We start from the raw sequence: 26,353 nt of genomic DNA, 5'->3' as shown, positions 1-26,353 counted from the left end.
CTGGCCGGTAACCTTGGGTATTCGGGTGCGAGCAACCAGCCGTGCCCTGACCGTGCCGTACGTACTGAAGAGAGCACTGTGGCCGCCGACAAGATCGACACGATCGTCAGCCTGAGCAAGCGCCGTGGCTTCGTCTACCCCTGCAGCGAGATCTACGGCGGTACGCGAGCCGCCTGGGACTACGGGCCGCTGGGCGTCGAGCTCAAGGAGAACATCAAGCGCCAGTGGTGGCGCGCGATGGTGCAGGCCCGTGAGGACGTCGTCGGACTCGACTCGTCAGTGATCCTCGCCCGTGAGGTGTGGGAGGCCTCCGGCCACGTCGCCACCTTCAACGACCCGCTGACCGAGTGCCTCTCCTGCCACAAGCGCCACCGGGCCGACCACCTGGAGGAGAAGTACGAGGCCAAGCACGGCTTCCCGCCGCCGAACGGCCTCAAGGACGTCAACTGCCCCGACTGCGGCACCAAGGGCCAGTTCACCGAGCCCAAGGACTTCTCGGGCATGCTCAAGACCCACCTCGGTGTCACCGAGGAGGCGAGCGGCCTGGCCTTCCTGCGCCCCGAGACCGCCCAGGGCATCTTCACCAACTTCAAGGCCGTCCAGTCCACCTCGCGCAGGAAGCCGCCGTTCGGCATCGCCCAGACCGGCAAGAGCTTCCGCAACGAGATCACCCCCGGCAACTTCATCTTCCGCACCCGCGAGTTCGAGCAGATGGAGATGGAGTTCTTCGTCAAGCCGGGCGAGGACGACCAGTGGCACGAGTACTGGCTCCAGCAGCGCTGGGACTGGTACGTCGACCTCGGCCTGCGCACCGAGAACATGCGCTTCTTCGAGCACCCGAAGGAGAAGCTCTCCCACTACGCCAAGCGCACGGTGGACATCGAGTACCGCTTCAACTTCGGCGGCAGCGAGTTCTCCGAGCTGGAGGGCATCGCCAACCGCACGGACTACGACCTGACGGTGCACAGCAACGCCTCCGGCCAGGACCTCCGGTACTTCGACCAGGAGTCCGGCGAGAAGTACTTCCCGTACGTCATCGAGCCGGCGGCCGGTCTCAACCGCGCGATGCTGGCCTTCCTGCTCGACGCCTACTTCGAGGACGAGGCGCCGAACGCCAAGGGCGTCATGGAGAAGCGCGTCGGCATGCGGCTCGACCCGCGCCTGGCCCCGGTCAAGGTCGCCGTGCTGCCGCTGTCGCGCAACGCCGAGCTCTCCCCGAAGGCCCGCGGCCTGGCCGCCGACCTGCGCACCGCGTGGAACGTCGAGTTCGACGACGCGGGCGCGATCGGCAAGCGCTACCGCCGCCAGGACGAGATCGGTACGCCGTTCTGCGTCACGGTCGACTTCGACACCCTCGAGGACAACGCCGTGACCGTTCGCGACCGCGACACCATGTCGCAGGAGCGCGTGTCGCTGGACCAGGTGAAGGGCTACCTGGCGGCGCGGCTGATCGGCTGCTGAGTCCGGTACTCCGGTACTCCGGGGAGCCCCCGGCCGTCCTCCCTGGTGGAGGCGGGCGGGGGCTCCCCGCTTTCGTACGGCCGGTGGGTCAGCGCCGGCCCCAGCGGGAGCGCGGGGCGGCCGGCGGGGCGGTCGGCAGGCCGGCCGTGCGGAGGGCGGCCAGGGTGGTGCGGTGGCGGGTGTCGTCGGCGAGCAGTGCCGCCAGCAGCTGCCCGTAGAGGTCCCGGTGGTTCTCCAGCGCGGCGGCCAGGCGGGCCAGTTCGACCGGCGGGCGGAGAGCGGCCAGCTCCTGCAGCAGGAGGGTGGCGAGCGCGGGCGGCAGCCCGGTCGCGAGTCCGACCAGGTCCGCGGTCGGGCGGCCGGCCGCCTGGCGCAGCAGCGTGCGGACGTCGGCGGGGCGGCCGTGCTGCTGGAGGCCGGCGGCCAGCGAGGTCAGCTCCGGGGTCGGCGCCGAGCCCCACTCCCAGAGCAGCGTGGCGCTGTCGGCGTGCTGCCCGGCCCGCTCCAGCGCGGCGAGCAGCGCCGGGACCGCGGCGGCCGGGTAGGCCCGGAAGGCGTGGAACAGCTCGGCGGCCTCCTCGGCCAGGCCCAGTTCGCGCAGCTCCGCCAGCACCACGACGGCGTGCTCCGGGGTGCTCCGGGCGGTCGTCCGGGCCAGTTGGAGCGAGGCGCCGGTCGGCCCGCGCCGGGAGAGCATCCCGGCCAGCAGGGCGGCCTCGGCGGGGGCGAGGTGGGCGGCGGCCCGGTCCAGCAGGTCCTCGGCCTCGGGGCGGGCCCCGCTGCGGTGGAGTCCGGTGATCCGCTCGGTGAGGGCACCGAGGTCGGGGCGGACGGGTGGAGCGGGGGGTGGCGGCGGTGCCGGTGCCGGGGGTGGTGCCGGGACCGGCGCTGGGATCGGCGCCTGTCTGAGGTGGAGCTCCAACTCCTGTAACTGATCGCTCAGTTGCAGGCAGCGCGCGCCCAGGCCCTCGCGTAGCGTGCGGGCCTGGGCGAGCTGCCGCAGCAGGTCGCCGTCCGGGCGCTGGCGGCCCGGGGTCGCCCGTATCGCCTCGCTCAACCGGCGTTCGCGTTGGCCCGCGTACCGGCTCGCGCGGAGCAACTCGTCCAGTTCCGAACGGAGTTCGGCGGCCCGTTGCTCGCCCTCCGGTTGCTGGCCTGCGGATTCTTCCGTCGACCGCATGCGCATGATCGCCCCAACCTGTCCATCTGTGCCCTGACTGCGGGACATCCTGGCGTCGGAATGTGGCGATGGAGTTACGAGAGCGCGACCAGTCATGCCCGAGTGGTGTCAAGGAGCGCGCAGAGGGCGGCCGTTGCGAGAAGTGCGCCGGTCGCGCTCCGCGGCAGGGGCCGCCCCGTTCGGAAGGGGCCGCCCCGTCCGGCAGGGGCACGACCGGTCTCATCCGGCCAGTCGGGCCCGCGCCTCCATCAGCGCGAACCCGAGCAGGTTCAGCCCCCGCCACTCCAGCGGTCGTTCGGCCCGGATGTCGTCCGCGCCGAGGCCGATGCCCCAGATCCGGTCCAGCGGGCTGGCCTCGACCAGGACGCGGTCGCCCGTGCCCAGCAGGTACTCCCGCAGGGCCTCGTCCTGACCGAACTTCGCGACGTTCCCCTCGACCACCAGGTCGAACCGGCCCGCCGTCCAGGTCTTGTCGTCGAAGTCCTGGACCAGCCGGCCCAGCTTCTTCGCCTCGGCGGGCGTCCGGGCCTCCAGCACCCGCTGCTCGATCGCCCGGTCGCCGAACATCCGGGCCTTGCCGGCCATCATCCAGTGCTCGGCGGAGGCGTACGTCACCCCGTCGACGGTGAACTGCCCGGGCCACCACTGGCTCAGGCACTCCTGCCGCGTCCCGCCGCCCTTGCGGGCGGTGTGCCCCCAGAACATCACCCACTTCGGCCGTGCCCCGGTGGCCATCAGGCCCGCCAGCTCCTCGCGGCTGCGGACGTCGGCGAAGTCCCCGACCTGCTGCTTGCTCATAATCGTCATTCTGACACGAAGGGTGGGGAGCCCGCCATCCGTTTGACGGCCGCGGGCTCCGTCCGGCTGCCCGAGCCCGGGGGCCGGCGGGTCGGTCCCGCTCGGCGGCGGGTCAGTCCCGTTCGGCGGCGGCGACCAGTTCCAGGAAGCGCAGCCCGAGTTCGGTGACCTCCTCCGCCGTCCAGTCCCGGGCCGAGCCCGTCAGGCGGACCTCGGCCATGGCGAGGCCTGGGGCGGCGTCGGTCCAGTCCAGGAACCAGGTCCCCTCCTGCTCGGCGAGGGCGAGGGTGGCGGCGTTCAGGGCGCGCGCCGGATGGGGGAGCCAGAGCTGGAAGTCGTGGGTGGGCGGGACCTCCGGGAAGATCCGCGCACCGGGAAGGGCGGCCAGGGCGGGGACGAGGGTCGCCGCGTGGCGGGTGTGGCCGGGGATCCGGGGGAGTTCGGTGGCCAGGCCGGTGAGCGCGGCGAGGGCGGCCGGCCACTGCTGGTAGAGCTGCCCGCCGTAACGGTGGCGCCAGGTGCGGGCGTACGCGGTGAAGGCCTTGTCCCCGGCGAGGGCGGCCCCGCTGATGCCGCCGAGGTCCTTGTAGAAGGAGACGTAGACGCTGTCGGCCAGGGCGGCGATCTCGTCCAGCGGCCGGCCGAAGTGGGTCGTGGTGTTCCAGAGGCGGGCCCCGTCGAAGTGGACCCGGGCACCGGCCGCGCGGGCGGCGGCGACCAGCTCGGTGAGCTCGTCCCAGGTGGGCAGGACGAAGCCCGGGTCGCGGAGCGGGAGTTCCACCACCAGGGTGCCGAACGGCTCGCCGAGGCCCCGCAGTTCGTCGGCGGTCGGCTGCCGCGGCTCGGTGGTGGGCCAGAGGCTGCGCAGGCCGGTCAGCTGGACGTGGGCGTGGCGCTCGTGCCGTTCGAGGTGGCTCTGCGGGTGGAGCGCGACGGCCGGGTTGCCGGTCCGCTCGGCGTGGTGGCGCAGGGCGACCTGCTGGGCCATCGTCCCGCTGGGGAAGAACACCGCGTCCTCCGTGCCGAGGAGCGCGGCGGTGCGCTCCTCCAGCTCCCCGACCGGCCCGCCGTTCCCGTAGATGTCGGGGTGGGCGTCCGGCTCGACCGCTTCGGCGAGTGCGGTGAGCCGCTCGCGCATGGTGAGCGGGCGGTTGCCGGAGAGGAAGCGGGTACAGGCCCGGTGGGCGGCGCGCAGGCGGGCCCAGTCGATCTGGTCATCGGTCATCCGGCGATTCTCCGTCCGGCGGGAAACCGGGCCAACCGCTTTTCGCTACCCGGGGGTGCCGAACCCGGGGGCGCCGAAGCGGGCGAGGTAGTGCCACACCTTCTTGAGGGCCTGGAGGTCGTGGCGACCGCTCGCGGCGGCAGCGCCGATGATCCGGGGGTCGAGGGCGCCCTCCTCGGCGATCCGGGCGCCGAGGGCGACGAACTCCTGGCCGCGGTAGTCGGGGTGGCGGCGGAGCTCCTCGACGGTGAGCCGGAAGCCGGGGTGCCACTCCAGCGGGCAGGGGAGGCGGCGGGCGGCGTCCTCGACCGGGGTGTTCCGGTAGCAGGGGTCCAGCACCAGGGCCTCGACGTCCTCGGCCAGCCGGACCGGGCCGTGGACCTGCGCCTCGATGTAGTCGTCGAGGGCGTCCTGGTCGTCGGCCAGGGCCAGTTCGACGAGCCCCATGCGGGCGGCGGTGCCGAAGTCCGTGGGCTCCAGGAAGCTGTCCGGGTAGCAGAAGGTGGTGCGCTCCAGGGCGGGGGCGGTGAGCCGCAGGTGCGCGGAGCCGAAGCGGGGTGCGGCGCCGACCGGACTGCGGCGGTGGTCGAGGGCTCCGTAGACGGGGCGTTCGCCGGGAGCCGCGGCGTCGTAGGCGCCGGCGAAGATCCGGCTCTCCCAGCGCCAGCGGTCCCCGCCGGGGTGGGCGGTCAGGCCGCCGTTGCTGGTGCCGGTGGCGAACTGGGAGAGGTAGACGCCGTCCTCGGCCAGGGCGTCGAGGACGGCCCGGCCGCGGGAGACCCGGTCCGGGTGGAAGTTGAGGGTCACCCGCAGGGCCGGGTCGACCGGCGGGCCGGCGGAGAGCGAGGCCACGTGGTCGAGGGCCCGGACCTGCGGGGTCGGGGCGGCGTCGGAGCTCATGCGGGGTAGTGTCGCGCGGCCGGGCCGAGGGGCGCACCCGGGTTTTCGTCCGCCCCGGCTCCGCTGCGTCCGCCCCCGGCGCCGGGAACGCGGCGCTGCCCCGTCAGACGTAGTGGGTCTGCAGGTCGTCGGGGAACAGGCCGTTGCCGTGGTGGGTGGCCCAGGTGGAGTGGGTGCTGCGGATCCGGGCGGCCTGGGAGGTCCGCCGCTGTTCGATCAGCAGGCCCTCCGTGCCGTCCGCCCACCGCCGGTGGGCCCGATCACGACGGGCCAGGAACAGGGTGGTGCCGACGACGACGGCCGCCAGCGCGGCCAGGAACGCGAGAACGAAGCTCATGAGCTCCCCCTTCCTTCGGACTCGATCACTGTGCGAACCAAGTATCGCGGACCAAGGTGTCGTTCCGCCATAGCCGAAGTAGCGTGGGGTGCACGGCAGATGATGGTGCAGGAGGTTCCCTTTCGGCCGGCGGGGCGGGCCGGAAGTAGCCTGCGGGCATGTCCGCTTCCTCCGCACTGAGCCTCCCCACCCGTATCGACGGCGACCCGGACCGGGTCGCGCTGGTCGTCCCCGGCGTCGGCTACACGCCCGCCCGTCCACTGCTGCACTTCGCCTCCTCGGTCCTGGTCCGGCACGGTTGGACGGTCCAGGAGCTGTGGTGGCGGATCCCGGACGGATTCGCCGAGTTCACGACGGAGCAGCGGATCGCCTGGGTCGAGCGGCAGGTCGGCGCGGCCGTCGACGCCGAGGGCGGCGCCTGCCGCCTGCTGGTCGGCAAGTCGCTGGGCTCCCTGGCCGCCGGCCTCGCCGCGGACCGCGCCCTCCCGGCCGCCTGGCTCACCCCGGTGCTCACCCTCGACCACGTGGCCCGCGCCCTCCACCGGGCCACCGCACCGACCCTCCTGGTCGGCGGCAGCGCCGACAGGCTGTGGGACCGGAGCGTCGCCGACGCCACCGGCCACCAGGTCCTGGAACTCCCCGCCGCCGACCACGGCCTCGAACTCCCGGACGACCCGACCGGATCCGTCGACCTGCTCCGCACAGCCGTCGCCCGCCTGGACACCTTCATCGGCGCACTGACCCCCGGCCGTGGAACCTGCGCCTAGGCAGGAGCGCCGCCGGGCTCGACGTCCGACGTCGAGCCCGGCGCGGTGATCGGCAGGTCACGTCCCTCGACCGCTTCGGCGAGGCGTTTGTCGTACGTCACAAAAGCCGTGAGCGCATGCTCCAGGTGTTCGGCGCTGGCGAGGTGAATGGCGTCGAGCGTCCCCAGGTGCCGGGTGGGGAAGCTACCGGCGGCTCGGAGGATCGGATCGGAGAGCCGGATGCGGAGCATTCGGTCGAGCAGGTCCGCCGCAGCATCGTGCAACTGCTGCGGCGCACCGATCCTGATGAGCGCGCGCGGGACCTCGACCTGGGCCAGCGCACTGGTCGCATGGCCCTCGGAGCCGTGTGACGAGAGGAACGTTCGCAGTGCGGAGGACTCCGTCTCCGGGAGGAGGAGCTTGAGGATCGCGCAGGAGTCGAGGTAGATCAACGGTCTTCTTCCTCGCGCATCCTGTGGAGGGCCTCGGTCGCGGACGGGAGCCGGATGTCGATCGTGGGTGGGACCCAGTCGGCCAGTCCACGGGCGGTGGCGGCGTTCTCCGGGTCGATGGTGCCGTCCCGTACGAGATCCTCCAGGACCCGCTGCTCCGGGTCAGGCGGTGCGAGTACGGCGATCAGCCGCCCGTTGCGGGTGATCTCGATGCGCTCCCCGGCCGCGACCCGGTCGATCAGTTCGCTGGCGTGTTGCTGGAGCTGCCGGATGGGGACTCTGGCCGTCATACGACTCACGGTAGGGCGGATCGTGCGGCGATTGCGCGCAGCGTGCGTCGGGTTCACCCGGACGAGCGTCACCCCCGGCCCGGGAGCCCCCGGCCCGGGAAGCCGTGGCGGCGGGCCGCCGTGGTCACGGCCAGGGCGAGGGCCAGCAGGGCGAGGGCCGACCAGGGGAGGGACTGCGGCCCGGCGTGGTCGAGGAGGAGGCCGCCGGCGGACGCGGCGGCGGCGATGCCGAGGTTCCAGCAGGTGACCAGCAGGGACTGGGCGAGGTCGGCGGCCGTGTCGGCGGCGTCGGCGACGGCGGTCTGCAGCAGGGTGCCGACGCCGCCGAAGCCGAGGCCCCAGACCGCGGCGGCGGCGTAGACGGGCCAGGGCGACGAGCCGAGCAGGGCGCCGGCGAGGGTCAGGGTCGCGGCGCCGACGAGGAGGCAGGCGGTGAGGGTCAGGGTGCGCAGGTGCCGGTCGATCAGCGCTCCGGTGACGGCGATGCTCACCAGCGAGGCCAGGCCGAGGACGAGCAGCACGGTGTCGGTCCGCTCGCCGAGGTGCAGCGGTTCGAGCAGTGCCGCGACGTAGGTGTAGAGGATGTTGTGGGCGAGTACGAAGGTCGCGGTGACGGCCAGGACGGCCGCCACGCCGGGGATCCGCAGCACCTGCCGGAGCGGCAGCCGGTCGTGTTCGGCCCGGCCGGGGACCGGGGGTACGGCTGCGGCGATCCAGCCGACGAGGGCGAGCGCGAGCACGCTCATCAGCCCGAAGGCGGTCCGCCACCCGGCGGCCCCGGCGAGCAGGGTGCCGGCCGGGACCCCGACGGACAGGGCGACCGTGGCGCCGCCCATCGCGACGGCCATGGCCCGTCCGCGCTGTTCGGGCGCGACGATGCTGCGGGCGTACCCGGCCAGCAGGGCCCAGAGCATTCCGGCGACCAGTCCCGCCGCGAAGCGGGCGGCCATGGTGAGCGGGTAGTTGCCGGAGACCGCGGTGACGGCGTTGGCGACGGTGAAGCCGCCGACGGCGAGCAGGAGCAGCCGCTTGCGCGGCCAGCCGGCGGTGGCGGCGGTCAGCGGGATGGCGGCCGCGATGGAGCCGACCGCGTAGAGGGTGACGGACTGTCCGGCACCGGACTGGCTGACGCCGAGGTCCCGGCTCATCGCGGGCAGGACGCCGGCGGGCAGCGCCTCGGTCATCAGGGTGATGAACCCGCCGGTGCTCAGGGCGAGCAGCGCCGGCCAGGGCAGTCGGGCCGGTGGTGCCTGCCTCGCCGGGTCGGGCGAGTGGGTCGGGGTGGGGCCGCCGGCCGTGGCCGGGGTCGTCATCGGGGAAGCGGGGGAAGGGAGTTCGTGCGTCGGCATGTGACCGATCGTCTATCGTTGACATGGATGTCAAGGTCCAGCCGGAGCGGTCCGGCCCCGACGTGAGGGTGGTCACATGCGGATCGGCGAACTGGCCCGGTTGACGGAGACCTCGCCCCGCCTGCTGCGCTACTACGAGAAGCAGGGCCTGATCCTCCCGAGCCGCGAGGCGAACGGGTACCGGGACTACGACGACTCCCAGGTGGACCGGGTGCTCCAGATCCGCGGGCTGCTGGACGCGGGGCTGCCGACCCGGATCATCAAGCAGGTCCTGCCCTGCCTGGACGCCCCGCGGAGGATCCACTTCGCGGACGCCACCCCGGAGATCCTCGACACCCTGGAGTCCGAGACCGAGCGGATGACCCGCCGCATCCACTGCCTGACCCGCAACCGCGACGCCATCCTGGAGTACCTGTCCGTGGTCAGGGAACTCGCCTGACCGTACGGGCGGTTGCGGGCAGCGCGACGGCCCCGCGACCGGCGGGAACCGGTCGCGGGGCCGTTCGTCGTCGCCCGGGCCCGTGGGCCCGCGGGGCTCAGCCGACGGAGCGGGGCAGGCGGGTGGTCAGGTACAGCACGGTGAACGAGCCCAGCAGCTGGACGCCGAGGCACAGGGCGAGCGCGCGGCCCATGCCGAGGCTGGGGGAGAGGGACAGGTAGAGGGTGCCGAGGGTGGCCACGCCGAGGGCGAGGCTGGACTGCTGGCCGGTGGCGAGGACGCCGCTGCCGACGCCGGCCCGGGCGGCGGGCACCTTGGCGAGGACGACCCGGAACAGCGGGGTGCCGATCAGGCCCTGGCCGATGCCCGCGAGGGCGACGCCGGGGGCCATCCGCAGCGGGGAGAAGTGGTCCGCATCGGCCAGGACGGTCAGCGCGATGGTGGTGAGGCCGAGGGCCTGGACGACGGCGCCGGCGCTGAGCACCCGGCTGCCCCAGCGGCCGATCAGCCGCGGGCCGGAGAGCGAGGCGGTGAAGTAGCCGACGGCCATCGGGACGAGTGCCCAGCCGGCGGCGACCACGCCGAGCCGCAGGCCCTGCTGGAGGGCGACGGCGATGACGAACATGAAGCCGCCGAAGCCGGCGAAGTAGGGCAGCGCGATGCCGAGGCCGCGCCGCATCTCGGGGATCCGCAGCAGGCTGGGCGGCACCAGCGGGGTGTCGCCGCGGCGCTCGGCGCGGCGCTCGACCAGGGCGAAGGCGGTGGCGAACACCGGGAAGAGGGCGAGCAGCACCCAGGACCAGAGCGGCCAGCCGGCCGCGCGGCCCTCCATCAGCGGGACGAGCAGGGAGAGCAGGGAGGCGGTGAGCAGCACGGTGCCGGGCACGTCGACGGCGGCGGCCCGGGTGGCCCGGCTCTCCGGCACGTACCGGACGGCGAGGAGGACGGCGAGCAGCGCGAACGGGACGTTCAGCAGGAAGACCGAGCGCCAGCCGGTGCCGAACAGGTCGGCGGCGACGAGCATCCCGCCGAGCACCTGGCCGATCACCACGGAGATGCCGCCGACCGCGCCGTAGACGCTGAGCGCGCGGCCGCGCCGGGCGCCGTCGGTGGCGGCGGTGATGGTGCCGAGCACCTGCGGGATCAGCAGCGCGGCCGAGGCGCCCTGGGCGGCCCGGGCGGCGACCAGGGACCACGCGTCGGGGGCGAGGCCGCAGGCCAGCGAGGTGACGGCGAAGGCGGCGGCCCCGGCGACGAACAGCCGGCGGCGGCCGAAGGTGTCGCCGAGCCGCCCGCCGAGGACGAGCAGGACGGCGAAGGCGATGCCGTAGCCGGCGGCGACGAGTTCCAGCACCGCCGGTCCGGCGGCCAGGTCCTTGTCGATGGTGGGCAGGGCGACGTTCACGATGAAGAAGTCGAGCATCGGCAGGAAGGCCCCGAGCAGGACGGTGACCAGCCCGGCGGTGCCGAGGGTGGGGGTGTGCGGGGCGGTGGCCTGCGGGGCGGCGGGGTTTGGGGCGGCGGTACGGGGCGAGGCCGGGGCGACGGCGAGTCGTTGAGTCACGGGTCATACGATCCGCCGCTCCCCAGCCTGGTACCAGAGTGTGGTTATCCAGGTATAAGAAGTACCTGGCAACAGGCTGCGGCGTGCCGCATGCTGGGGAGCATGAGCCTGATGACCCCGGCCGCGCAAGCCCGTCCCGGCACCGCCGTGCCGCACCGCGCCACACCCGACGAAGCCCGCCGGCACGACCTGGCGGCGTTCCTGCGCAGCCGCCGCGAGCGGATCGCGCCCGAGCAGGTGGGCCTGCCGTTGACCGGCCGCCGCCGCACCCCGGGGCTGCGCCGGGAGGAGGTGGCGCAGCTGGCCGCGGTGGGGGTGACCTGGTACACGTGGTTGGAGCAGGGGCGGGACATCCAGGTGTCCGTCCAGGTGCTGGACGCGGTGGCCCGGGCGCTGCTGCTGGATCCGAGCGAGCGGGCGCACTTGTTCACCCTGGCCGGTGCGGACGATCCGGCGCCGGTGCGGGAGTGCCCCTCGGTGACGCCGAGCGTGCGGCTGGTACTGGACCAGTTGGCGCCGTACCCGGCCGCCGCGGTCAACTCCCGCTACGACATCCTGGCGCACAACGCGCCGTACACCGCCATCGTCGGCGACCTCGGGGAACTGCCCCCGGAGGAGCGGAACCTGATGTGGCTGGCGTTCACCCCCTCCCGTTTCCGCGACGTGCTGGTCGACTACCGGACGGAGCGCCTCGGCATGGTGGCCCGGTTCCGCGCCGCGATGGCCGACCACTCGGCCGAGCCCGCCTGGAAGGCGCTGCTGGCCCGGCTGCGCAAGGCCTCGCCGGACTTCGAGGAGGAGTGGCAGCGGCACGAGGTGATGCGGCCGGGCAACGGGATCAAGCGCTTCCAGGTGCCGGGCGTGGGCCTGCTGCGCTGCGAGTACACCAACTTCTGGCTCGGCCCCCGGCTCGGGACGCGGCTGATCAGCTACACCCCGCTGGACGAGGAGACCCGCCTCCTGATGGACCGGCTGCCGACGCGGCCCTAGCCGCGTATCACCACACCGCGCACCGCCCCGGGTATCGCCTCGCGCCCGAGCAGCAGGCACACCGCCGCCAACGGCAGTTCGACGCAGCAGGCCATCACCAGCGCGGCGAGCACCGCGTGCCCCGGCCCGGCGCAGGCGATGTCGGCCAGGGCGTCCCCGGCCAGCAGCAGCGCCACCACCGCGCCCGCCCACAGCGCGGCCGGGCTGCGCCGGCGCAGCAGCGCGTCCAGCGAGAGCAGTGCGGCGAACTCCGCGAGGTCCAGCACCACCCACGGGGTCTCGTGGTTGACGGCCAGGACCATCAGCCAGGGCAGCAGCCCGAACGCGGCCAGCCGCGGCAGCCGCTGGAACCGCTCCGGCAGCACGTACGCCGGAGCGCCCGGGACGACGGCGGTGTTCATGCCGCACCCCCGGCCGCGCGACGGACCCGCTCCAGCACGAGCCGCTCGGCCGGCCCGCCGGCCGGGTGCCCGACGAGCACCGCGTCGTACGGCCCCTCGGCCAGGGCGAGCCAGAACTGCCCGGCCACCGTGACCACTTCGGCCGCCGCCGCCCGGGCGGTGCCGAACAGCCGCCGCCCGCCGGTGAACACCACCGAGGGCGCCAGGCCGTCGGCGGGCAGCCGCCCCCAGGCGAGCACATGCGAGCCCCGACCGGCGGACGGGCTGCGCCGCGCGCCGCGGACCAGCTGCGGGGCGAGCCGGGCGGCGACCAGGACGTCGGCCAACTCGCCGTGCTGGTACAGCTCCAACGCGGCCCGGCCGCGGCCGGACCGGACGCTGCGGACCGACCAGGGCCCGGCCCCGGCGGGCAGCGTCCCATCCGGCCCCGACGCCGGGCGGAGCGCGCCCCCGGGAACACCCCCGTGGTTCCCGGGGACGGGCCGCCCGTGCGGCGGGGTGGCGGAGTGCGATGCGGTGCTCGTCATGTCCCCAAGCCTTCCGCCGCGAGGGGGGTCCTGTCGGTGGTGCTCCACCCCGAATCGGGGGTGTATCCAGCTACACCCCCGGCCGGTACCCCCCTTCATGGCGGTCGTTGATCACCGGGCCCTACGCTGTCCGGCATGCCTTCCACCACGTTGCGCCGAGCGCTCGTCAGGAGCCTCGGGCGACCACCGTGGTCCGCCGGGGCCTGGCGGGACGCCCGCTTCACCGCCGCCGGAATACCCGTGGCCGCGCCGGTCTGGCTGGCGGTGACCGAGCCCAGCCTGCTCTTCCCGGTCCTCGCGGTCGTGCTGGTCTGCTCCCGCTGGCTCACCGCCCTCCAGCGCGGTCGGCTGCGCGCCCTCCGCGGCGTGGAGGTGCCGCCGCCCGGCGCGCCCGCGGCCCTGCGGCTGGGCCGGCTGCGGCTCGCCCTGGCCTGGCGTCAGCTCGGCTACCACCTGCTGATCGGCCCGGTGCTGGCGCTCTGTGCGCTGGCCGCCGGGTACGTCTGGGGCATCGCCCTGGTGCTGACCACCCTGTACGCCTGGGTCTGGCTGCTGCCGCCCGAGGCGGGGCTGCGCGGCGAGCTGGCCGGTCTGGACGTGGCGCTCACCGTGTTCGGCGTGCTGCTGCTGGTGGCGGCGCCCTGGCTGACGACGCTGACCGCCCGGCTGGAGGTCCGCGCGGCGCAGCTCCTGCTCGGGCCCAACCGGGCGGAGAAGCTGGAGCGCCGGGTCGAGGAGATCGCCGAGTCCCGGGCCGGCCTGGTGGACGCGGTGGACGCCGAGCGCCGCCGGATCGAGCGGGACCTGCACGACGGCGCCCAGCAGCGCCTCACCTCCCTCGCGATGAACCTGGGCCTGGCCCGGCGCACCCTCAGGGACTGCCCGCCCGACGCCATGCAGGTCATCGTCGCGGCGCACGAGGAGGCGCAGGCGGCCATCGACGAGCTGCGCGACCTGGTCCGCGGGCTGCACCCGGCCGTCCTGGAGGACCGCGGGCTGGACGCCGCGCTGTCCGGCATCGCCGCCCGGGCCCCGCTGCCGGTGCGGCTGGACGTCGAGCTGTCCGAGCGGATCGCCCCCACCGTCGAGGCGGTCGCCTACTTCACCGTCTCCGAGGCGCTCACCAACGTGGCCAAGCACGCCCGGGCCGAGCAGGTCGACGTCTCGGTGCGGACGGCCGGGGGCGTGCTGCGCCTGGTCGTCAGCGACGACGGCGTGGGCGGCGCGGACGCCTCGCGCGGCACCGGGCTCACCGGTCTGCGCCAGCGTGCCGCCTCGGTCGACGGGACGCTGTCCGTTCTCAGCCCCCTCGGGGGCCCCACCACCATCACCGTGGAGTTGCCGTGCGTGCTGTGATCGCCGAGGACTCGGTCCTGCTGAGGGTCGGCCTGGTCAAGGTCCTGGAGGCGGTGGGCTTCGAGGTCGCGGCGGCCGTCGGGGACGCCGTCGAGCTGCTGGCCGCCGTCGAGGAGCACCGCCCGGGGGTGGTGGTCGCGGACGTCCGGATGCCCCCGGGCTTCCACGACGAGGGGGTGAAGGCCGCGATGGTGATCCGGCAGCAGTGGCCGGACACCGCCGTCCTGCTGCTCTCCCAGTTCGTGGAGGAGCGCTACGCCGCGGATCTGCTGTCCACCAACACCAGCGGCGTCGGTTACCTGTTGAAGCAGCGGGTGGCCAATGTGGACGACTTCGTGGAGGCGCTGCAGCGGGTCGCCGAGGGCGGCACCGCGCTGGACCCGGAGGTGGTGGCCCAGCTGCTGGTGCGCCGGCACCGGGATCCGCTGGAGAAGCTGACCCCGCGCGAGCGGGACGTGCTCTCGCTGATGGCGGAGGGCCGTTCCAACGCGGCGATCGCGGCCGCCCTGGTGGTCAGCGACAGCGCGGTGGCCAAGCACATCAACTCGATCTTCACCAAGCTGGACCTCCCGCCGGCCGACGACAGCCACCGCCGGGTGATGGCGGTGCTGCGCTTCCTGGAGATCACGTGAGCGCGCGGTCCACCAGGGCGTGGCGGATCACCGGGGTGATCGCCCTGGTGTTCGTGCTGGTCATGGGCGGGGCGCAGACCATGGCGCTGGTGGCCCGGCAGTCGCGGACCGAGCAGCAGGTGTTCGTGGCCGAGGAGGTCCACAAGCTGCGGCTGGCCACGAGCAGCGCCTCCGTACGGATCAGGCCGGGCGTGGAGGGCCGGGTCGTGCTGCGCAAGAACCTCGACTGGACGGTCTCCGAGCCCCGGGTGCGCGCCGACGTGGTCGGCGACACGATGACCGTCGGTGTGGAGTGCCGGCGTTCCCTGCCCTTCTACAACTGCGGCGCCTCGATCGAGCTGGAGGTGCCCGCGGGGACGGAGGTCGCCGGCACGGTGACCTCGGGGTCGGTCGAGGTGTCGGACCTCAGCGGCGCGGTCCGGCTGGACGGGACCTCCGGCGCGATCCTCCTGCACGGGCTGTCCGGCCCGGTCCGCGCCCGCACCACCTCCGGGATGACCCAGGGCACGGACCTCTCCTCGGCGCAGGCGGAGGTGTCCAGCACCTCCGGGTCGGTGGACCTGACGTTCCGGTCGGCGCCGCAGGACGTGAAGGTGAGTGCCACCTCCGGCTCGGTGACGGTGCGGGTGCCGCGGGGCAACCGCTACCGGATCAACGGCGGGACGGGGTCGGGCAGCATCAACATCGACCCGGCCCTGGGCGACGCCGCCAGCAGCAGGAGCCTGGAGGCCGACGTCGGCTCGGGCTCCCTGGACATCGGCTACCGCCCCGATCCGGAGTAGGTGGGGCCGGCTCACCCGGGTGGGGGACAATGGAGAGTCCCGTCCCCCGCTACCCGAGGTCAGCCGCGCATGACAGCCACGCCCGCACCCACCGCGACCGAGACCGAGTTCGCGCCGCTGGACATCGGCCCGATCCGGGTGTGGCCGCCCGTCGTGCTGGCGCCGATGGCCGGCATCACCAACGCCCCGTTCCGCACCCTGTGCCGCGAGCAGAGCGGCGGCAAGGGCCTGTACGTGTCGGAGATGATCACCACCCGGGCGCTGGTCGAGCGCAACGCCAAGACCATGCAGCTGATCAAGTTCGACCCGAGCGAGAAGCCGCGCTCGATCCAGCTGTACGGGGTGGACCCGGTGACCGTCGGCAAGGCGGCCCGGATGATCTCGGACGAGGGCCTGGCCGACCACATCGACCTCAACTTCGGCTGCCCCGTCCCCAAGGTGACCCGCAAGGGCGGCGGCTCGGCGCTGCCGTACAAGCGCAACCTGCTGCGCGAGATCCTGCGCGAGGCCGTCGCCAACGCGGGGGACCTGCCGGTGACCATGAAGATGCGCAAGGGCATCGACGACGACCACCTGACCTTCCTGGACGCCGGCCGGATCGGTGCCGAGGAGGGCGTGGCCGCGATCGCCCTGCACGGGCGCACCGCCGCCCAGCACTACGGCGGTACGGCCGACTGGTCGGCGATCGCCCGGCTGCGCGAGTCCGTCCCGGCGCACGTGCCGGTGCTGGGCAACGGGGACATCTGGTCGGCCGACGACGCGCTGCGGATGATGCGGGAGACCGGCTGCGACGGCGTGGTGGTGGGCCGCGGCTGCCTGGGCCGTCCGTGGCTGTTCAAGGACCTGGTCTCGATCTTCGAGGGCGACGTCGACCACGCCCGCCCCGACTTCGGCTACGTGGCCCGGGCGATGGTGCGCCACGCCCAGCTGCTCGGCGAGTGGCTGGGGGACGAGGCGCGCGGTGTGATCGACTTCCGCAAGCACGTCGCCTGGTACACCAAGGGCTTCTCGGTCGGTTCCGAGCTGCGGGTGAGGCTGGCGAACTCCTCCTCGCTGGCCGAACTGGAGGGGACCCTCGCCGAGGTGGAGCAGACCCAGACCTGGCCGATCGGCGCGGACGGCCCGCGCGGGCGCACCAGCGGCAACGGCCGGGTGGTCCTGCCGGAGGGCTGGTTGGACGATCCGTACGACTGCGCCCGACCGGGCGAGGACGCCGAATCGGACACCTCCGGCGGATGATCTAGCCGATCCGTCGAATCAGGCCCTCCGGGACCGCTGGCCACCCGGTCCCAGCCCTCTTGTCCATCCTGGACAGGAGGGCTCCTTTTCGGCGTCCTGAGGTCACGGAACGAGCACATTCCTGGACGCAGTGCGACGATTGGCGCAGGCGTCCTACGCTCGAGCCGCGAGACGGGCTGGTGACGCTTGCCACACGCCGGAGCGACTGACGGTCGGTCAGTGGACGGAATGGACAGGTCGAGCGTGAATCGCTTCCCGAAGCCGGTTCGACGCCGATCGGCCGATCCGGGTGCAGGAAATCAAGCCGGGGCAACGCGACCGACCCGCGGTCGCTACCCAGCGTCCGAATCGGGCGATCTTCCTGTTTCCCTGCCTTCAAGACTTGAACACTGGCTCGCGTCAGGGGGACGATTTCACCAACAGAGGTGAACGCCTTTATGTGCATTCGATCTAGCGGGTTACCGCTCGGTACCGGCCTCGTGTGGCCTATTGAGGGCAGAGAAGTGCCTTCGAAATGGGTATGTTCTCCGGCGTCAGGGCAACCGCGTACGAGGAGACCGACCCGTGCCGTCCCAGCAGAAGTTTGTTTACTCCTTCACCGAAGGAAACAAGGACCTCAAGGATCTTCTTGGCGGCAAGGGCGCGAACCTGGCCGAGATGACCAACCTGGGGCTCCCCGTCCCTCCGGGGTTCACCATCACCACCGAGGCCTGCAAGGTCTTCCTGGAGACCGGTAGCGAGCCGTCCTCGCTGCACGAGGAGATCAGCGCCCACCTGGACGCCCTCGAGCAGGAGATGGGCAAGAAGCTCGGCCAGGCCGACAACCCGCTGCTGGTCTCCGTCCGCTCCGGTGCCAAGTTCTCCATGCCCGGCATGATGGACACCGTCCTGAACATCGGCCTCTCCGACGCCTCGGTGGTCGGCCTGGCCGCCCAGTCCGGCAACGAGCGCTTCGCCTGGGACTCCTACCGCCGCCTGGTCCAGATGTTCGGCAAGACCGTGCTGGGCGTCGAGGGCGAGCTGTTCGAGGAGGCCCTGGACGAGGCCAAGCACGCCAAGGGCACCGTCAACGACCTGGACCTGGACGCTTCCGACCTCCGGGAACTGGTCGAGGTGTTCAAGGGCATCGTCGAGCGCGAGACCGGCCGGCCCTTCCCGCAGGACCCGCGCGAGCAGATGGACCTCGCCGTCCACGCCGTCTTCCACTCCTGGAACGGCGACCGCGCCCGGCTGTACCGCCGCCAGGAGCGCATCCCGAACGACCTGGGCACCGCGGTCAACGTCTGCACCATGGTCTTCGGCAACCTCGGCGAGGACTCCGGCACCGGCGTCGCCTTCACCCGCGACCCCTCCACCGGCGCCCAGGGCGTCTACGGCGACTACCTGTCCAACGCCCAGGGCGAGGACGTCGTCGCCGGCATCCGCAACACGCTGCAGCTGTCCGAGCTGGAGAAGCTCGACAAGAAGTCGTACGACGAGCTGATGGCGATCATGCAGAAGCTCGAGAACCACTACCGCGACCTCTGCGACATCGAGTTCACCATCGAGCGCGGCAAGCTCTGGATGCTCCAGACCCGGGTCGGCAAGCGCACCGCCGCGGCCGCCTTCCGGATCGCCGTCCAGCTGGTCGACCAGGGCCTGATCGACCTGGACGAGGCCCTGATGCGGGTCACCGGCGGCCAGCTGGCCCAGCTGATGTTCCCGCGCTTCGCCCCGACCGCCGAGTCCAAGCAGATCGGCTGGGGCCTGGCCGCCTCGCCCGGCGCCGCGATCGGCAAGGTCGTCTTCGACTCCTACACCGCCGTCAAGTGGTCCCGCTCCGGCGAGAAGGTCATCCTGGTCCGCCGGGAGACCAACCCGGACGACCTGGACGGCATGATCGCCGCCGAGGGCATCCTCACCTCGCGCGGCGGCAAGACCTCGCACGCCGCCGTCGTCGCCCGCGGCATGGGCAAGACCTGTGTCTGCGGCGCCGAGGAGCTGGAGGTCGACACCAAGTCGCGCAAGTTCACCACCGCCGACGGCCTGGTGGTGCACGAGGGCGACGTGGTCTCGATCGACGGCGCCAGCGGCAAGGTCTACCTCGGCGAGGTGCCCGTCCTGCCGTCCCCCGTGGTCGAGTACTTCGAGGGCACCCTGCACGCCGGCGCCGACGTCCAGGGCGGACTGGTCCAGGCCGTCCACCGGCTGATGTCGCACGCCGACGGCCGCCGCCGGCTCGCCGTCCGGGCCAACGCCGACAACGCCGAGGACGGCGGGCGCGCCCGCCGCTACGGCGCCCAGGGCATCGGCCTGTGCCGCACCGAGCACATGTTCCTCGGTGAGGAGCGCCGCAAGGAGGTCGAGCACCTGATCCTCGCGGACAACGACAAGGACCGCGAGCTCGCCCTCTCCACCCTGCTGCCGCTGCAGAAGGGCGACTTCCTGGAGCTGTTCCAGGCGATGGACGGGCTGCCCGTCACCGTGCGCCTGCTCGACCCGCCGCTGCACGAGTTCCTGCCGGACATCACCGAGCTGTCGGTGCGCGTCGCCCTCGCCGAGGCCCGCAAGGACCCGAACGAGAACGACCTGCGCCTGCTCCAGGCGGTGCACAAGCTGCACGAGCAGAACCCGATGCTCGGCCTGCGCGGCGTCCGCCTCGGCCTGGTCATCCCCGGCCTGTTCGGCATGCAGGTCCGGGCCATCGCCGAGGCCGCCGCCGAGCGCAAGCTGGCCGGCGGGGACCCGCGCCCCGAGGTGATGATCCCGCTGGTCGGCACCGTCCAGGAGCTGGAGCTGGTCCGCGACGAGTGCGAGCGGGTGCTCGCCGAGGTCGTCCAGTCCACCGGCGTCCAGCTGGACATCAAGCTCGGCACCATGATCGAGCTGCCGCGCGCCGCGGTGACCGCCGGTCAGATCGCCGAGGCCGCCGAGTTCTTCTCCTTCGGCACCAACGACCTGACCCAGACGGTCTGGGGCTTCTCCCGGGACGACGTGGAGGCCTCCTTCTTCACCGCCTACCTGGAGAAGGGCATCTTCGGGGTCTCCCCGTTCGAGACCATCGACCGGGACGGCGTCGGCTCGCTGGTCAAGCACGCCGTCGAGGCCGGCCGGGCCACCCGCCCCGACCTCAAGCTCGGCGTCTGCGGCGAGCACGGCGGCGACCCGGAGTCGGTGCACTTCTTCCACGAGGTGGGGCTGGACTACGTCTCCTGCTCCCCCTTCCGGATCCCGGTGGCGCGCCTGGAGGCAGGCCGCGCCGCCATCGAGTCGGCGGGCAGCGACTCGCGCTGAGAGGGTAGGCATCCCCTACTCACGCGCGGGTACGACTGACCGCTCACCCTCCCGTCGGGAGGGCGTACACCGGAGCTCGGCGCAGGAGAACCGGCGTACGTGACACGGCCGGGCGGGAACGGACAACGGCGTCCGTTCCCGCCCGGCCGTACGTTCGTGTGGCGCCCGTCATGTGTGTGACACGGCGGCCCGGACGCCGCCGCCTGCCAAGCTGGACCGCATGACCAGAAGCAAGAGCCCGCTCGTCGTCGTGGCCGTCCTGATCCTGGCCGTGCTCGCCGGAGTCGGCTACCTGCTCGCCGGCAAGGGCGGCAGCAGCCACCCCAAGGCCGCCGCGAGCGCCACCACCACCGCGGGTGCCTCGGCGCCCAAGCCCTCGGCGCCCAAGCCGTCCCCGCCGGCCGGCGGCACCCCCTCCGCGGCCGGCACCTGGGTGCCCGCCGATCCGGCGCTGGCGGACGTCTGCCGCACCAAGCTCCCCAGCCAGGCCCAGGACACCCTGGGCCTGATCGCCAAGGGCGGCCCCTACCCGTACAACCGGGACGGCATCGTCTTCGAGAACCGCGAGAGCCGGCTGCCGAAGAAGGGCAACGGCTACTACCACGAGTTCACCGTGGTCACCCCGGGCTCCAACGACCGCGGCACCCGGCGGGTCGTCACCGGCGGCGCCGGCGAGCAGTACTGGTCCGCCGACCACTACGCGACCTTCCAGGAGATCGACCCGCGCTGCTGAGCGACGAGTTCGTGGAAAGTACTTTCCAACTCGGAAAGATGGTGGCACAGTGGAGCCACCGTCACTTTCCGAGGGGGAAGCATGAGTGACTCCGTTCCCACCCCGCCGCTGTCCGCCGCCGAGGCGCTGCGCCTGGCCGACCGTGCCGACGCGGCCGCCCGGCGGCCGGGCGTGGTGCCCCGCTGGTACGGGCCGGCCTTCGCCTTCGCGTTCGCCGCCTACGGCCTGGGGATCGGCCAGGCCGTCGAAACCCGGCAGTTCGCCCTGATCGGCGCGTTCGTGGGCGGCTTCGCCGCCCTGACCGGTGGCCTCGCCCGGGTCGCCGTGCGCAGCGACGGCATCGTCCGCCGGGGCGTGCCGGACGGCATCGGCGGCCCGGTCGCCCTCGCGGTCCTCGCGGTCTGCGCCGCATCGGCGGCCGGGATGCTGCTCGCCTGGCAGGCCGGCGGCGGCCCGCGCTGGATCGGCGGGGCCGCCGGGCTCGCGGCGGGCCTGACCTTCTGGGCGGGCACCGACCGGCTCAACCGCCGGGTCAGGCGCTCCCAGGAGACCGGCTGATGCCCGCCGCCCTCGATCCGCTGCTCCAGCACGCCACCCGGCTGACCGTGCTCGCCTTCCTCGGCGCCTGCCGCGAGGCCGAGTTCGGCGCCGTCCGGGACCACTGCGAGGTCTCCGACTCCGTCCTCAGCAAGGCCGCCACCGCCCTGGAGGAGGCCGGCTACCTCACGGTGAAGAAGGGCTACGTCGGCAAGCGGCCGCGCACCTGGCTCGCCGCCACCTCGGCCGGCCGCACCGCCCTCGCCGCCCACCTCGCCGAGCTCCAGCGGCTGGTCGCCGCCGCCGAGGCGGCCGGCGCCCAACACGCCTGAAAGGAAGCCGAGTTCACCGGGCCCGCCGCCAGCTGATCCGGCCGTGCGGGCCGTGCGGGCCGGTGGTGACCAGGGCGGTCAGCTCGTGCAGCACCGGTGCCGGGTCACGGCGGAGCTGGACCGGGGTGGTGCGCACCACCGGCAGTCCGGCGCCGGCCAGCCGGTTGGCGCGGGCCAGTCCGCGTTCGTGGTCGGCCGGGCGCAGGTGGTAGGCCCGGGAGTCGATCTCCAACGCCACGCAGGCGTGCGGCCAGTAGGCGTCCGGCACGGCCAGGAAACGGCCGTCCAGGAACAGCACCGGATTCCACAGCGGCTCCGGCAGGCCCGCGTGGGCGAGCAGTTCGCGGGCCTCGCCCTCCACCACGGACCGCACCCCGGCGGTGAGGTCCTCCACCACCCGGGCCACCTGCGGCAGCGCCAGCGCCCCCGGCCTGGTGAGCAGCTGGTCCAGCAGCTCGCCGAGTTCGCAGTGCCGCCGCTGCACCGCCTCGGCGCACAGCGCCCGGAACCGGCGCTGCCCGGTCTCCCTCGGCGCCAGGTCCGCCAGCGCCCGTGCGACCGGGGCGCTCCACAGTCCGTCGTCCCGCTCGAAGCCGCCCGGCAGCACCCCGGACGAGCGGTGGATCCGGACGAACTCCTTTTCCCTGACCCGGCGTTGGCCGGGGATCAGGACATCGACCTCGGTCAGGTCGGCCGGGTGCCCGGCGCTCGGCAGCCCGGCGTCCGCCAGCACCGCGAACCCGGTCAGCAGCACCTCGCCGGGCTGCGGCTGCCGCCCCTTCGGGCTCGCGTACGCCAGGGCCGCCCGTAGCCGCTGATGGGCCGTCAACCTCCCGTTCTGCAGGCAGATCACGCGTGGCAGCACCTGCTGCCAGGGCCCGCCCGGCCGCAGCCGGTGGGCGATCGTACCGGAGGGCACGCCGAGCCGGCGCAGCTGCGCCCGGGTGGCGATGTGCTGCTGGTCGGCGCCGAGCAGGGCGACGGCGTCGAGCGGATGCGCGCGGGTCATACCCCGGTGGTGCCCACCCGGATCGGAGGTATGCGAAACATCCCTCGTCAGGGGCTTTCCCGTAACGATGTTGACGAATCGGAGGCCGATCCGTTGTGCTGGGGGCACATGATGACCGAACCCAACGGCCCCGCGCTCGACGCGCTCAACGGCCTCTCCGTCGGTGACGCCCTCGGCGCCCAGTACTTCGTCCCGGAAACCGCCCGGGCCCACTTCGCCTCCCGGACCGAACCGCCCGGCCCCTGGCCGTGGACCGACGACACCGAGATGGCCTGCTCGGTGTACGCCGCCCAGCGCGAACGCGGCGCGATCGACACCTTCGACCTCACCCACGCCTTCGCCCGCCGCCACGACTTCGACCGCGGCTACGGCCCGGCCGCCAACCGGCTGCTCCGGCTGATCCGCGAGGGCGGCGACGCCAGGGCCCTGGCCGCCGAACTCTTCGACGGCCAGGGCTCGTACGGCAACGGCGCCGCGATGCGGGTCGCCCCGCTGGGGGCGGCTCACGCGGGCGACCTCGCGGCCGTCATCCAGCTGGCCGCGCGCACCGCCGTGATCACCCACACCCACCCGCAGGCCGTGGACGGCGCGATCGCCGTGGCGGTGGCGGCGGCCCTGGCGGTCCGAGCCCGGACCGGGGGCACGACGCCGGAGACCTTCCTGCGCGAGGTGGCCTTCCGCACCCCGCTGGGCGTCGTTCGCGACGGCCTGAACGAGGCGGTCGGCCTGCTCGCCGAGCCGGACCGCCTGCTCGCGGCGAGTGTGCTCGGCAACGGCAGCCGGACCTCGGCCGCCGACACCGTTCCGTACGCCCTCTGGTGCGCCGCCCACCATCTGACCGACTACCCGGCCGCGGTCCGGGCGGCGATCGCGGCCGGCGGCGACATGGACACCGTCGCCGCGATCACCGGGGGAGTGGTGGCCGCCCACACCGGCACCCGCGGCATCCCGGCCGCCTGGATGGCCGCCCGGGAACCGCTGCCCGGCTGGGCGTTCCCGGAACCCGGGGCGGTCACCGGCGGCCGGGGCCGCGCGGAGATCCTGGTCCCGCGCCCGCACCCGGTCCCCGAGGTGGAATGGACCGACGAGCAGTGGCAGCGCATCCGGACCGGGAGGCACACGGACGCCCTGGACGGCCGCTGGGCGGTCCACACCCACGAGGGCTCGGTCAGGATCTGTCGCCCGAACGACGGCCACCCGGTCTGGGAGGTGGTGGTCACGCCGGTCCGCAACGGCTGGCGGCCGGTCTCGGCGGTCGCCGAGACGAGCCACGACCGATGGCCGGTGCGGCCCGAGGAGCCCCACGGTGCGGCAGTCCTCAGCTGGATCCTGAAGACCGCCGCTACCGGCGAACGGCTCCCCTTCAGGCCGTGATCATCAGCTGCCCGGCGCCGCTGCCGCCCTGTCTAAGACACTCCTGGTTGATCGCCGGATCCGGGGCGCTCGGCGAGGTGGCGGCGGCGATCCGCAGCTCGATGATGTCCCGCACGGCCGGCCACTCGGTGTCCAGGATCGAGTAGAACGCGGTCGAGCGCACCACTCCGTCCAGCCCGCGCGAGTGCGCCCGGCGGACGCCCTCGGAGGTCGCGCCGAGCCGCTCGATGGCGGCCCGGGAGCGCAGGTTGCGGGCGTCCGCGCGCAGCGAGATCCGCTGCACGCCCCAGGTCTCGAAGGCGTACCGGAGCATGAGCAGCTTGGCCTCGGTGTTGATGCCGGTGCCCTGGGCGCGCGGGGAGAGCCAGGTGTTGCCGATCTCGGCGGCGTCCGGGACGGCCGTGGCCGGATCGCCGAACGGCACGCCGGGCACCGGCGGCCACACCATGGGCCCCTGCCAGTAGTCGAGTTCCAGGAACCGGGTGGAGCCGACCACCCGGCCGTCGGCGACGTTCACCGTCGCGAACGGCAGCGACCGGCCCGCGGCCTGGTCGGCGAGGGCGCGCGCGATGTAGTCGCGGGCCGCTTCCAGGCCGTGCGGGACGGGGGTGAAGGCGTAGGTCGTACGGTCCTCGGCGCCGGCCGCGGCGATGGCCTCGGCGTGGTGGGCGGCGAGGGGCTCCAACCGAACGGTGCGGCCGGTGAGGAAGACAGGTGCTGGCACGGAACCTTGGTCCTTCATCGGTCGTAGGGCGCAACCGGCGCCGGGGTGCGGCACTGACTGCGGTGGACGGGGGGTCGCCCCGGCCCGGTTTCCGGCTCCGGGTACCCGTGTGCGCCGGAGGATTCCGGTGGGATGGGGCGGAGCGGCGGCCCGGAACGGGCGGCGAGGGTGCCGGAACGGACACGGATCCTCGGACCGGTCCGGCGGGAAGAGCGAGGGGACAGTGTGCGTCCGCGAAATGGCCGAAGAGGGAACGAGTGCGCGAAGGGAAGCAGGCGGCCAGGTGAAGGCAAGATGCGTCGTGGGTGTCTGCCCGAGCAGCGATCCGGGTCGTGATCGACGGCGTTACGGACGACGTGACGACGACGCGACGATGCGAGGCAGCGAGAGGACGATACCCGCCAGAACGCGGTGCGTCACTTCGCGGCACCCGAATGTCGGCGCGGGCCGCCACCGCGCGCCCCGGACGGGGCTGTTGAACACCCGTGAACAGGGGCTTTCCCCCCGGATGCGATCATGGTCCGGAGCGCTCGGCGACGGCCCCGAGCGTGTTGCCGGGCGGGTCGCGGGGCGGGCCGTCCGCGAGAGCGGTCGGTCGGAACGGGAATTCCCGCGCGCCCCGGCACGCTGGAAAGGACGAGAGCCGGTCGGAGCAGGACGAGCAGAGAACGGGGAAGGGTGCGCGGTGCGAGACTTCCAGGCGCTGTACGAGCTGGATGAGCGGGGCGTGGCCGCCGTGGCCGAGGCCAACGCGGAGCTGCGCGACACCGGCGCCGGCCTGGTGCTGCTCCAGCACTTCGAGGGGTTCATGGACGCCGGCGAGGCGGGCGCCCAGGTGGTGGCCCACCTGCTGGAGACGGGCTCCCCCCAGGTGGTCGCCCGCTTCGACCACGACCGCCTGGTCGACTACCGGGCCCGCCGCCCCGCGATGGTCTTCGACCACGACCACTGGTCCTCCTACGACCCGCCGGAGATCCTGCTCCAGCTGGTCCGCGACGCCGCCGGCGCCCCGTTCCTGCTGCTCACCGGCCCCGAGCCGGACGTCGAGTGGGAGCGCTTCGCGCGCGCCGTCCGCGAGCTGGTCGAGCGCTTCGAGGTCCGGCTCAGCCTGGACTTCCACGGCATCCCGATGGGCGTGCCGCACACCCGCCCGGTCGGCCTGACGCCGCACGGCAACCGGCTCGACCTCGCGCCGGGGTACCCGCAGTGGTTCGAGCAGGCGCAGGTCCCGGGCAGCGCCCAGGCCCTGCTGGAGTACCGCCTGGCCGAGGCCGGGCACGACGTGCTGGGCTTCGCCGTGCACGTCCCGCACTACGTGGCCCGTTCGGCCTACCCGGCGGCCGCCGTGCTGATCCTGGAGGCGGTGCAGTCCGCCACCGGCCTGGTGCTGCCCGGCACCCGGCTGCGCGAGCGGACGGGCGAGGTGTACGCCGACATCGAGGAGCAGCTGGCCCAGGGCGACGGCGAGTTGCGCTCCGCCATCCGAGGCATGGAGGGTCAGTACGACGCGGTCGCGGGCGCCGAGGGCCGGGAGAGCCTGCTGGCCGAGCCGGTCGACCTGCCGTCCGCGGACGAGCTGGGGCGGCGCTTCGAGCAGTTCCTCGCCGAGCACGAGCGCGGCGCGGAGTAGCGGGACCGGCGTAACGCCCACGGCGCTGCGGGTCCGGCACAGCGGTCCGGCGCGGCGGGTCCGCCGTGGCGGG

The 26,353-nt window shown here is 73.5% G+C and carries 27 protein-coding genes; 14 read left to right on the top strand and 13 right to left on the bottom strand.

Translation table 11 applies throughout. The annotated features are described in order from the left end of the window. Positions 1-78: 78 nt before the first annotated feature. The gene (locus AB0F71_RS05775) at positions 79-1,461 is read left to right on the top strand and encodes a glycine--tRNA ligase (protein WP_360228711.1); all 1,383 of its coding nucleotides are present in this window, start codon (positions 79-81) and stop codon (positions 1,459-1,461) included. Between the two features lie 88 nt (positions 1,462-1,549). Here AB0F71_RS05775 and AB0F71_RS05770 read toward each other — a convergent pair whose 3' ends face one another. The 5 genes from AB0F71_RS05770 to AB0F71_RS05750 all read right to left on the bottom strand — a co-directional run bounded on the left by AB0F71_RS05770 (position 1,550) and on the right by AB0F71_RS05750 (position 5,901). Continuing rightward, positions 1,550-2,641: a hypothetical protein gene (locus AB0F71_RS05770; RefSeq protein ID WP_360228708.1), complete on the bottom strand. Its 1,092-nt coding sequence runs from the start codon at positions 2,639-2,641 to the stop codon at positions 1,550-1,552. A gap of 219 nt (positions 2,642-2,860) precedes the next feature. Then, entirely contained in the window at positions 2,861-3,439 is a 579-nt protein-coding gene (locus AB0F71_RS05765) for an NADAR family protein (RefSeq protein ID WP_360228705.1), read from the bottom strand. 112 nt (positions 3,440-3,551) lie between these two features. Next, a complete protein-coding gene (locus AB0F71_RS05760) occupies positions 3,552-4,664 on the bottom strand; it encodes a beta-eliminating lyase-related protein (RefSeq protein ID WP_360228702.1) in 1,113 nt (370 codons plus the stop codon). Between the two features lie 45 nt (positions 4,665-4,709). Beyond that, the gene (locus tag AB0F71_RS05755) at positions 4,710-5,564 is read right to left on the bottom strand and encodes a DUF3626 domain-containing protein (protein WP_360228699.1); all 855 of its coding nucleotides are present in this window, start codon (positions 5,562-5,564) and stop codon (positions 4,710-4,712) included. 103 nt (positions 5,565-5,667) lie between these two features. After that, positions 5,668-5,901, bottom strand: a complete 234-nt coding sequence (locus tag AB0F71_RS05750; protein ID WP_360228696.1) for a hypothetical protein — start codon at positions 5,899-5,901, stop codon at positions 5,668-5,670. A 158-nt stretch (positions 5,902-6,059) separates the two neighbouring features. Between AB0F71_RS05750 and AB0F71_RS05745 the strand changes: the two genes are divergently transcribed. After that, positions 6,060-6,668 carry an alpha/beta hydrolase gene (locus AB0F71_RS05745; protein WP_360228693.1) on the top strand — a complete coding sequence of 203 codons (609 nt, stop codon included), beginning with the start codon at positions 6,060-6,062 and terminating at the stop codon, positions 6,666-6,668. Here the strand turns inward: AB0F71_RS05745 and AB0F71_RS05740 are convergent. From AB0F71_RS05740 to AB0F71_RS05730, 3 genes are all read right to left on the bottom strand, one after another. Then, positions 6,665-7,099: a type II toxin-antitoxin system VapC family toxin gene (locus tag AB0F71_RS05740; RefSeq protein WP_360228690.1), complete on the bottom strand. Its 435-nt coding sequence runs from the start codon at positions 7,097-7,099 to the stop codon at positions 6,665-6,667. The two genes, AB0F71_RS05745 and AB0F71_RS05740, sit on opposite strands and share 4 nt — an antisense overlap. Then, positions 7,096-7,389 carry a type II toxin-antitoxin system prevent-host-death family antitoxin gene (locus tag AB0F71_RS05735; RefSeq protein ID WP_360228687.1) on the bottom strand — a complete coding sequence of 98 codons (294 nt, stop codon included), beginning with the start codon at positions 7,387-7,389 and terminating at the stop codon, positions 7,096-7,098. Before AB0F71_RS05735 ends, AB0F71_RS05740 begins: the two co-directional genes overlap by 4 nt. Positions 7,390-7,457: 68 nt before the next feature. Next, positions 7,458-8,738: an MFS transporter gene (locus tag AB0F71_RS05730; protein ID WP_360228684.1), complete on the bottom strand. Its 1,281-nt coding sequence runs from the start codon at positions 8,736-8,738 to the stop codon at positions 7,458-7,460. Between the two features lie 76 nt (positions 8,739-8,814). Between AB0F71_RS05730 and AB0F71_RS05725 the strand changes: the two genes are divergently transcribed. Next, a complete protein-coding gene (locus tag AB0F71_RS05725; protein ID WP_360228681.1) occupies positions 8,815-9,177 on the top strand; it encodes a MerR family transcriptional regulator in 363 nt (120 codons plus the stop codon). 97 nt (positions 9,178-9,274) lie between these two features. Here the strand turns inward: AB0F71_RS05725 and AB0F71_RS05720 are convergent, their stop codons facing one another. Then, complete coding sequence (locus tag AB0F71_RS05720; RefSeq protein ID WP_360228678.1) at positions 9,275-10,741, bottom strand: MFS transporter; 1,467 nt, start codon at positions 10,739-10,741, stop codon at positions 9,275-9,277. Positions 10,742-10,852: 111 nt separating this feature from the next. Here AB0F71_RS05720 and AB0F71_RS05715 point away from each other — a divergent pair, with 111 nt between their 5' ends. After that, positions 10,853-11,731: a helix-turn-helix transcriptional regulator gene (locus AB0F71_RS05715; protein WP_360228976.1), complete on the top strand. Its 879-nt coding sequence runs from the start codon at positions 10,853-10,855 to the stop codon at positions 11,729-11,731. Here the strand turns inward: AB0F71_RS05715 and AB0F71_RS05710 are convergent. Further along, entirely contained in the window at positions 11,728-12,132 is a 405-nt protein-coding gene (locus AB0F71_RS05710; protein WP_360228675.1) for a hypothetical protein, read from the bottom strand. The two genes, AB0F71_RS05715 and AB0F71_RS05710, sit on opposite strands and share 4 nt — an antisense overlap. Then, positions 12,129-12,659: a hypothetical protein gene (locus AB0F71_RS05705; protein ID WP_360228672.1), complete on the bottom strand. Its 531-nt coding sequence runs from the start codon at positions 12,657-12,659 to the stop codon at positions 12,129-12,131. Before AB0F71_RS05705 ends, AB0F71_RS05710 begins: the two co-directional genes overlap by 4 nt. A gap of 135 nt (positions 12,660-12,794) precedes the next feature. Between AB0F71_RS05705 and AB0F71_RS05700 the strand changes: the two genes are divergently transcribed. The 8 genes from AB0F71_RS05700 to AB0F71_RS05665 all read left to right on the top strand — a co-directional run bounded on the left by AB0F71_RS05700 (position 12,795) and on the right by AB0F71_RS05665 (position 21,543). Beyond that, positions 12,795-14,015, top strand: a complete 1,221-nt coding sequence (locus AB0F71_RS05700; protein ID WP_360228669.1) for a sensor histidine kinase — start codon at positions 12,795-12,797, stop codon at positions 14,013-14,015. Next, positions 14,003-14,647 carry a response regulator transcription factor gene (locus AB0F71_RS05695; protein WP_360228666.1) on the top strand — a complete coding sequence of 215 codons (645 nt, stop codon included), beginning with the start codon at positions 14,003-14,005 and terminating at the stop codon, positions 14,645-14,647. The genes AB0F71_RS05700 and AB0F71_RS05695 overlap by 13 nt, the downstream gene beginning before the upstream one ends. Then, positions 14,644-15,429: a DUF4097 family beta strand repeat-containing protein gene (locus AB0F71_RS05690; RefSeq protein WP_360228663.1), complete on the top strand. Its 786-nt coding sequence runs from the start codon at positions 14,644-14,646 to the stop codon at positions 15,427-15,429. The genes AB0F71_RS05695 and AB0F71_RS05690 overlap by 4 nt, the downstream gene beginning before the upstream one ends. Positions 15,430-15,498: 69 nt before the next feature. After that, a complete protein-coding gene (gene dusB / locus AB0F71_RS05685) occupies positions 15,499-16,668 on the top strand; it encodes a tRNA dihydrouridine synthase DusB (protein ID WP_360228660.1) in 1,170 nt (389 codons plus the stop codon). 564 nt (positions 16,669-17,232) lie between these two features. Continuing rightward, on the top strand, positions 17,233-19,941 hold the full coding sequence (ppdK, locus tag AB0F71_RS05680) for a pyruvate, phosphate dikinase (protein WP_360228657.1): 2,709 nt from the start codon (positions 17,233-17,235) through the stop codon (positions 19,939-19,941). 220 nt (positions 19,942-20,161) lie between these two features. Next, on the top strand, positions 20,162-20,674 hold the full coding sequence (locus AB0F71_RS05675) for a ribonuclease (RefSeq protein WP_360228654.1): 513 nt from the start codon (positions 20,162-20,164) through the stop codon (positions 20,672-20,674). An 81-nt stretch (positions 20,675-20,755) separates the two neighbouring features. After that, positions 20,756-21,232, top strand: coding sequence for a hypothetical protein (locus AB0F71_RS05670; RefSeq protein WP_360228651.1), 477 nt, complete (start codon positions 20,756-20,758; stop codon positions 21,230-21,232). After that, on the top strand, positions 21,232-21,543 hold the full coding sequence (locus AB0F71_RS05665) for a transcriptional regulator (RefSeq protein ID WP_360228648.1): 312 nt from the start codon (positions 21,232-21,234) through the stop codon (positions 21,541-21,543). Before AB0F71_RS05670 ends, AB0F71_RS05665 begins: the two co-directional genes overlap by 1 nt. A 13-nt stretch (positions 21,544-21,556) precedes the next feature. Here AB0F71_RS05665 and AB0F71_RS05660 read toward each other — a convergent pair whose 3' ends face one another. Further along, the gene (locus AB0F71_RS05660; protein ID WP_360228645.1) at positions 21,557-22,552 is read right to left on the bottom strand and encodes a hypothetical protein; all 996 of its coding nucleotides are present in this window, start codon (positions 22,550-22,552) and stop codon (positions 21,557-21,559) included. Positions 22,553-22,660: 108 nt separating this feature from the next. On the opposite strand from AB0F71_RS05660, the gene AB0F71_RS05655 reads away from it, so the two are divergent. Continuing rightward, the gene (locus AB0F71_RS05655) at positions 22,661-23,926 is read left to right on the top strand and encodes an ADP-ribosylglycohydrolase family protein (protein ID WP_360228642.1); all 1,266 of its coding nucleotides are present in this window, start codon (positions 22,661-22,663) and stop codon (positions 23,924-23,926) included. On the opposite strand, the gene AB0F71_RS05650 is transcribed toward AB0F71_RS05655, so the two are convergent. After that, entirely contained in the window at positions 23,916-24,650 is a 735-nt protein-coding gene (locus tag AB0F71_RS05650) for a GNAT family protein (protein ID WP_360228639.1), read from the bottom strand. The genes AB0F71_RS05655 and AB0F71_RS05650 overlap by 11 nt on opposite strands. Positions 24,651-25,335: 685 nt before the next feature. Here AB0F71_RS05650 and AB0F71_RS05645 point away from each other — a divergent pair. Beyond that, entirely contained in the window at positions 25,336-26,280 is a 945-nt protein-coding gene (locus tag AB0F71_RS05645; RefSeq protein ID WP_360228636.1) for a PAC2 family protein, read from the top strand. Positions 26,281-26,353 lie beyond the last annotated feature (73 nt).

The organism is Kitasatospora sp. NPDC028055 (genome assembly GCF_040637885.1).
GTDB lineage: Bacteria > Actinomycetota > Actinomycetes > Streptomycetales > Streptomycetaceae > Kitasatospora.
This window is presented reverse-complemented; position numbering and strand designations above follow the sequence as displayed.

Coding starts and splice junctions, on each gene's coding strand:
- AB0F71_RS05770 (WP_360228708.1), bottom strand. CDS start 2,641: ATGCGGTCGACGGAAGAATCCGCAGGCCAGCAACCGGAGGGCGAGCAA.
- AB0F71_RS05765 (WP_360228705.1), bottom strand. CDS start 3,439: ATGAGCAAGCAGCAGGTCGGGGACTTCGCCGACGTCCGCAGCCGCGAG.
- AB0F71_RS05760 (WP_360228702.1), bottom strand. CDS start 4,664: ATGACCGATGACCAGATCGACTGGGCCCGCCTGCGCGCCGCCCACCGG.
- AB0F71_RS05755 (WP_360228699.1), bottom strand. CDS start 5,564: ATGAGCTCCGACGCCGCCCCGACCCCGCAGGTCCGGGCCCTCGACCAC.
- AB0F71_RS05750 (WP_360228696.1), bottom strand. CDS start 5,901: ATGAGCTTCGTTCTCGCGTTCCTGGCCGCGCTGGCGGCCGTCGTCGTC.
- AB0F71_RS05745 (WP_360228693.1), top strand. CDS start 6,060: ATGTCCGCTTCCTCCGCACTGAGCCTCCCCACCCGTATCGACGGCGAC.
- AB0F71_RS05735 (WP_360228687.1), bottom strand. CDS start 7,389: ATGACGGCCAGAGTCCCCATCCGGCAGCTCCAGCAACACGCCAGCGAA.
- AB0F71_RS05730 (WP_360228684.1), bottom strand. CDS start 8,738: ATGCCGACGCACGAACTCCCTTCCCCCGCTTCCCCGATGACGACCCCG.
- AB0F71_RS05725 (WP_360228681.1), top strand. CDS start 8,815: ATGCGGATCGGCGAACTGGCCCGGTTGACGGAGACCTCGCCCCGCCTG.
- AB0F71_RS05715 (WP_360228976.1), top strand. CDS start 10,853: ATGACCCCGGCCGCGCAAGCCCGTCCCGGCACCGCCGTGCCGCACCGC.
- AB0F71_RS05710 (WP_360228675.1), bottom strand. CDS start 12,132: ATGAACACCGCCGTCGTCCCGGGCGCTCCGGCGTACGTGCTGCCGGAG.
- AB0F71_RS05705 (WP_360228672.1), bottom strand. CDS start 12,659: ATGACGAGCACCGCATCGCACTCCGCCACCCCGCCGCACGGGCGGCCC.
- AB0F71_RS05700 (WP_360228669.1), top strand. CDS start 12,795: ATGCCTTCCACCACGTTGCGCCGAGCGCTCGTCAGGAGCCTCGGGCGA.
- dusB (WP_360228660.1), top strand. CDS start 15,499: ATGACAGCCACGCCCGCACCCACCGCGACCGAGACCGAGTTCGCGCCG.
- AB0F71_RS05675 (WP_360228654.1), top strand. CDS start 20,162: ATGACCAGAAGCAAGAGCCCGCTCGTCGTCGTGGCCGTCCTGATCCTG.
- AB0F71_RS05670 (WP_360228651.1), top strand. CDS start 20,756: ATGAGTGACTCCGTTCCCACCCCGCCGCTGTCCGCCGCCGAGGCGCTG.
- AB0F71_RS05665 (WP_360228648.1), top strand. CDS start 21,232: ATGCCCGCCGCCCTCGATCCGCTGCTCCAGCACGCCACCCGGCTGACC.
- AB0F71_RS05660 (WP_360228645.1), bottom strand. CDS start 22,552: ATGACCCGCGCGCATCCGCTCGACGCCGTCGCCCTGCTCGGCGCCGAC.
- AB0F71_RS05655 (WP_360228642.1), top strand. CDS start 22,661: ATGATGACCGAACCCAACGGCCCCGCGCTCGACGCGCTCAACGGCCTC.